The organism is Streptomyces sp. MA5143a (assembly GCF_900290235.1).
In the GTDB taxonomy this organism is placed as follows: Bacteria; Actinomycetota; Actinomycetes; order Streptomycetales; family Streptomycetaceae; genus Streptomyces.
Genome location: NZ_OLMK01000081.1, coordinates 1 through 3894, shown reverse-complemented (window position 1 = coordinate 3894; position 3894 = coordinate 1). Strand labels below are relative to the sequence as shown.

Below are 3894 nucleotides of genomic sequence, written 5' to 3'. Positions count from 1 at the left end.
TTCCCACTTGCCGTTGTCACGGCGTTTGATCAAGAGGGCCCGGCCCTGGTCGTCGACGATGACTCCGGCGACGCTCACGGAGTGCGGACGGTCAGTGCTCACGTTCCTCGGCCCTCTCGGCTGGCTAGGCTCTCCACCGTAGCAACAACAATCGCCCACTCGTCTAGATATCTAAAGGAGTACACGTGCCCTCTCTTCCTTCCGGCTTCCTCGGTGATCTCGACCCCACGAGTGATCGTGCGGTCTTTCGGCAGATCGCCGACCAGTTGCGCGAGGCCATCGACCGTGGGCGGTTCAAGGAGGGTGAAAAACTGCCCTCGGAAGCCGAGCTTGTTGACCACTACGGGGTATCCCGGATGACGGTCCGCAACTCCTTCTCCGTCCTCCAGGGCGAAGGGCTCGTGCACGCCGAGCACGGCAAGGGCGTCTTCGTCCGGCCCCGGCCGCCCGTGCGGCGACTCGCCTCGGACCGGTTCGCCCGGCGCCACCGCGAGCAGGGCAAGGCGGCCTTCATCGTCGAAGCCAACGCCGCCGGCAGTCACCCCCAGGTCGACAGCCTTGAGGTCAAGGAAGAGAAGGCCAGTCAGGACGTCTCGACACGGCTTGGCTCGGTGCGGCGGGTGCTGGCTCGTCGGCGCCGGTATCTCCTCGACGGGCGGCCGGTCGAGTTCGCCACCTCGTATCTCCCGCTCGACATCGCGCGCGGTACGCCGATTGCTGAGCCGAACCCCGGGCCCGGCGGCATCTACGCCCGCCTCGAAGAGCTGGGCCACCGCCTCGACCACTTCGAGGAGGAGATTCGCGCCCGGATGCCTTCACCGGCCGAGGTGAAGACGCTCCGGCTGGCTTCCGGTGTGCCGGTGATCCACCTGATCCGTACCGCCTTCGACGCCGACGGTCGGGCCGTGGAGGTCTGCGACACGGTCATGGCGGCGGACGCGTACGTGCTGTCGTATCAGCTTCCGGCGACGTGATGAGGTGATTTGCGGTGGTGCGCGGGGGACGCTTCTCCGACTCGTACACCCCAACAGGCATACTCGTATAGACGAGTGGGCAAGTGGTGTGGCAGGGTGGTCCGCATGAGCCCGGAGATCGGGTTCACAGATCGCATCACGTATAGACGAGTAGATGGGTGAACTGCCTTGCGCACCATTCGTGTTGAGACCTCGGCCGCGACGATCCTGCTGACGGAGGCTCCCGAGCCCAAGGTCCGGGACCGGCAGACGGGCGAGATCGCCAAGGACGCCGTCAGCGGTGAGGCGCTGATGACGATCGGCGTCGTCTACATCGAGGACGGCGAGTCGTCGCTGATCAAGGTCACCGTGCCGGAAGGCGGTGTGGCCGAAGGGCTGGCCCTGGGGGCGCCGGTCTCGCTGCCGGGGCTGGTCGCCCGGCCGTGGGAGTCGGTGTTCAACGGGCAGCAGCGTCACGGCATCGCCTTCCGCGCCGCCGCCGTGACTCCGGCCGCCTTCCCGGCCGCCATGGGGGCCACCGCCTGATGTCCGATCTGGTGACACTTCTGGAGGCGGGTGGTCCTGTCGCCGCGCTCGGCGGCGGGGCTGCCTACACCCGGGCCAAGCACCCCCGCGTGTACTGGCCCACGGTCGGCCTGCCGATATCCACCGCCCGCCTCCTCGGCTCCTACGGCTCGGTCATGGAGGCGTGCGGGCTGACCGTGGCGCCGTCCCGGCTGCGGGTCCTCGCCGTCAAGGCCACCACTCGCCGGGAGGTCCGGCCGGTACCGCCTCGGCGGGGCATCATCCGGCCCACCTCGACCGGGCTGCGGCTCCGCCTCCGGCTCGCCCCCGGGCAGGAACCCGCCGACGTCGCCGCCTCGGCCGAGCGGCTGCGGCATGCCTGGGGCGTGCACGCCGTGTACGTGACGACCGTCAAGCCGGGCGTGGTCGAACTGCGCCTCGTCGGCTTCGACGTGCTGCGGAACGTACGGATGCCACGCAAAGCCACCGCCGAACTCCTCAAGGTGCCTGTAGCACTGCGGGAGGACGCCACTCCCTTCGTACGCGACTACCGCACCATTCCGCACCAACTCACCCTCGGCGCCACGCTGTCGGGTAAGTCCATGTACCTGCGGCATCTGATCACCGGACTCGCCCGGCAGTCCGTCGCCCTGGTCGGCATCGACTGCAAGCGCGGTGTGGAGCTGGCGCCGTTCGCCTCACGGCTCTCCGCCCTCGCCACCGATCCCGACGAAGCTGCCGAGCTGCTGCCTGTGCTCATCAAGGAGATGGAGGACCGATACGACCTGATCAAGGCTCGCCAGGGCATCGCCTCCGGCACTCCCGACGAGGAGATCACCTCCGACATCTGGGGCCTGCCCGACAGCGAACGCCCGGTGCCGATCGTGCTGTTCGTCGACGAGGTGGCCGAACTCTTCCTCGTCGCCTCGAAGAAGGACGAGGAACGCCGGGACGAGATGGTCACCCAGCTCATCCGGCTCGCCCAGCTCGGCCGCGCCGCCGGGATCTACCTGGAGGTGTGCGGGCAGCGCTTCGGCGCCGAACTAGGCAAGGGCGCCACCATGCTCCGAGCCCAGCTCACCGGCCGCGTCTGCCACCGCGTCAACGACGAAGCCTCCGCGAAGATGGCCCTCGGCGACATCGCCCCAGAAGCGGTCTTCGCCGCCTGCGCCATCGCTCCCGAGCTGCCGGGCCTGGCCGTGGCCGGTGATACCTCCGGCGGCTGGTCCCGCATCCGCACGCCGTACCTGTCCCTCGGAGACGCTGCCGAGATCTGCCGGGAGGCGGCCCACTTGGTGCCCGAACTGCCCGCCCTCAAGCCCTTCCGCCCCGACACCCCCGTACGGCCCGCCGAGACCTCGGCCCCGGCAGTGCAGCCGCACCCGGTGACCGACTGACCTTCGCCCACCCCTCACCCCGGTCGGCGTGACCGCCTCGCGCCAACTCCCTACCCCTGCCATGCCTGAATCCGAAAGGAGCCGCACCATGCGCGCCCAACTGGCCCGTGTCGACGCGGTGCTCGTCCAGGCGCTCATCGCCGCCGCGCTGTCCTTCGCCCACCTGCACGACATCGCCTCGGCGGCCGGACAGGACGGCTGGAAGGCGTGGGCCTACCCGGTCTCGGTCGACCTGCTGCTCGTCGCCGCCTGGCGCCGACTGCGCTCCGGTGAGGCGAAAGCGGCCGGGTGGTGCTGGTTCGTCATCGCCCTCGCCGCCTCGCTCGGAGCGAACGTCGCCACCGCCGGCCTCCTGGACCTCGACAACGTCCCGGCCTGGCTGCGCATCCTCGTCGCGGGCTGGCCCGCCGTCGCCTTCCTCGGCGGAACCCTCCTCGCCCACACCACCCCCGCGACAGCCGACGCAGGCCACAAGGGTCCCGGGGACACGGACGACACCGTGGACCAGGAGGACGCGCCCGAACTCGCCCCCGAGGAACTGCCGCCGACACCACCGGCCATCGAGCCACCGCCGCCCGAGCGGCCCGCCGTCGCCGTCCCGGCCGCCCTCGTCGAACACGCCCGCAAGGTCGCCGCCGAACACCACACCCGGACGGGAGCACCGATCGACGTCCCGACTCTCCGCGCCCGCCTCGGCGTCCCCGCGCCCATGGCCGAAGCCATCGCCGCCCACCTCACCTGACAGACGAGGAGACCAACACCATGCGCCCCTTTATCCAGTCGGCCCTGGAGCGCTCCGCCGAGCTGACCCGTGACAACCGGCTCGTCGACGCCGTGGCCCTCGCCGAAGCCGCAATCAAGCGGGCCACCCCCAACGAACACCGAGAGATCGAGCAGTGGCTCACCGATCACGCCCACGACTTCACCGGAGAGGACGACCTCTGATGTCCCGCCGCTTCCACAACCTCGTCCGCATCGGCCCCGTCCAGGTCGCCACGTCCTACGACGGCCGGGGCCGC

Annotated in this window: 5 protein-coding genes and 1 pseudogene; 5 read left to right on the top strand and 1 reads right to left on the bottom strand. The window is 70.0% G+C overall.

The window, feature by feature from the left end; all coding sequences use genetic code 11:
• A pseudogene (locus tag SMA5143A_RS44205) lies at positions 1-159 on the bottom strand (NUDIX hydrolase); the annotation flags it as partial.
• A 26-nt stretch (positions 160-185) separates the two neighbouring features.
• Here SMA5143A_RS44205 and SMA5143A_RS31365 point away from each other — a divergent pair.
• The 5 genes from SMA5143A_RS31365 to SMA5143A_RS31345 all read left to right on the top strand — a co-directional run bounded on the left by SMA5143A_RS31365 (position 186) and on the right by SMA5143A_RS31345 (position 3820).
• Positions 186-974 carry a GntR family transcriptional regulator gene (locus SMA5143A_RS31365; protein WP_107466235.1) on the top strand — a complete coding sequence of 263 codons (789 nt, stop codon included), beginning with the start codon at positions 186-188 and terminating at the stop codon, positions 972-974.
• A gap of 168 nt (positions 975-1142) precedes the next feature.
• On the top strand, positions 1143-1499 hold the full coding sequence (locus SMA5143A_RS31360; protein ID WP_107466234.1) for an SCO3933 family regulatory protein: 357 nt from the start codon (positions 1143-1145) through the stop codon (positions 1497-1499).
• Positions 1499-2875 (top strand): FtsK/SpoIIIE domain-containing protein, encoded by a 1377-nt coding sequence (locus SMA5143A_RS31355; protein ID WP_107466233.1) that lies wholly within the window; start codon positions 1499-1501, stop codon positions 2873-2875. The genes SMA5143A_RS31360 and SMA5143A_RS31355 overlap by 1 nt, the downstream gene beginning before the upstream one ends.
• 88 nt (positions 2876-2963) lie before the next feature.
• Complete coding sequence (locus SMA5143A_RS31350; protein ID WP_107466232.1) at positions 2964-3617, top strand: DUF2637 domain-containing protein; 654 nt, start codon at positions 2964-2966, stop codon at positions 3615-3617.
• Positions 3618-3637: 20 nt separating this feature from the next.
• A complete protein-coding gene (locus SMA5143A_RS31345; RefSeq protein WP_013002339.1) occupies positions 3638-3820 on the top strand; it encodes a hypothetical protein in 183 nt (60 codons plus the stop codon).
• The last annotated feature ends 74 nt before the right edge of the window (positions 3821-3894 follow it).

What these genes read in the sequence shown, in the direction of transcription:
- SMA5143A_RS31355 (WP_107466233.1), top strand. Translation starts at nt 1,499, where the DNA reads ATGTCCGATCTGGTGACACTTCTGGAGGCGGGTGGTCCTGTCGCCGCG.
- SMA5143A_RS31350 (WP_107466232.1), top strand. Translation starts at nt 2,964, where the DNA reads ATGCGCGCCCAACTGGCCCGTGTCGACGCGGTGCTCGTCCAGGCGCTC.
- SMA5143A_RS31345 (WP_013002339.1), top strand. Translation starts at nt 3,638, where the DNA reads ATGCGCCCCTTTATCCAGTCGGCCCTGGAGCGCTCCGCCGAGCTGACC.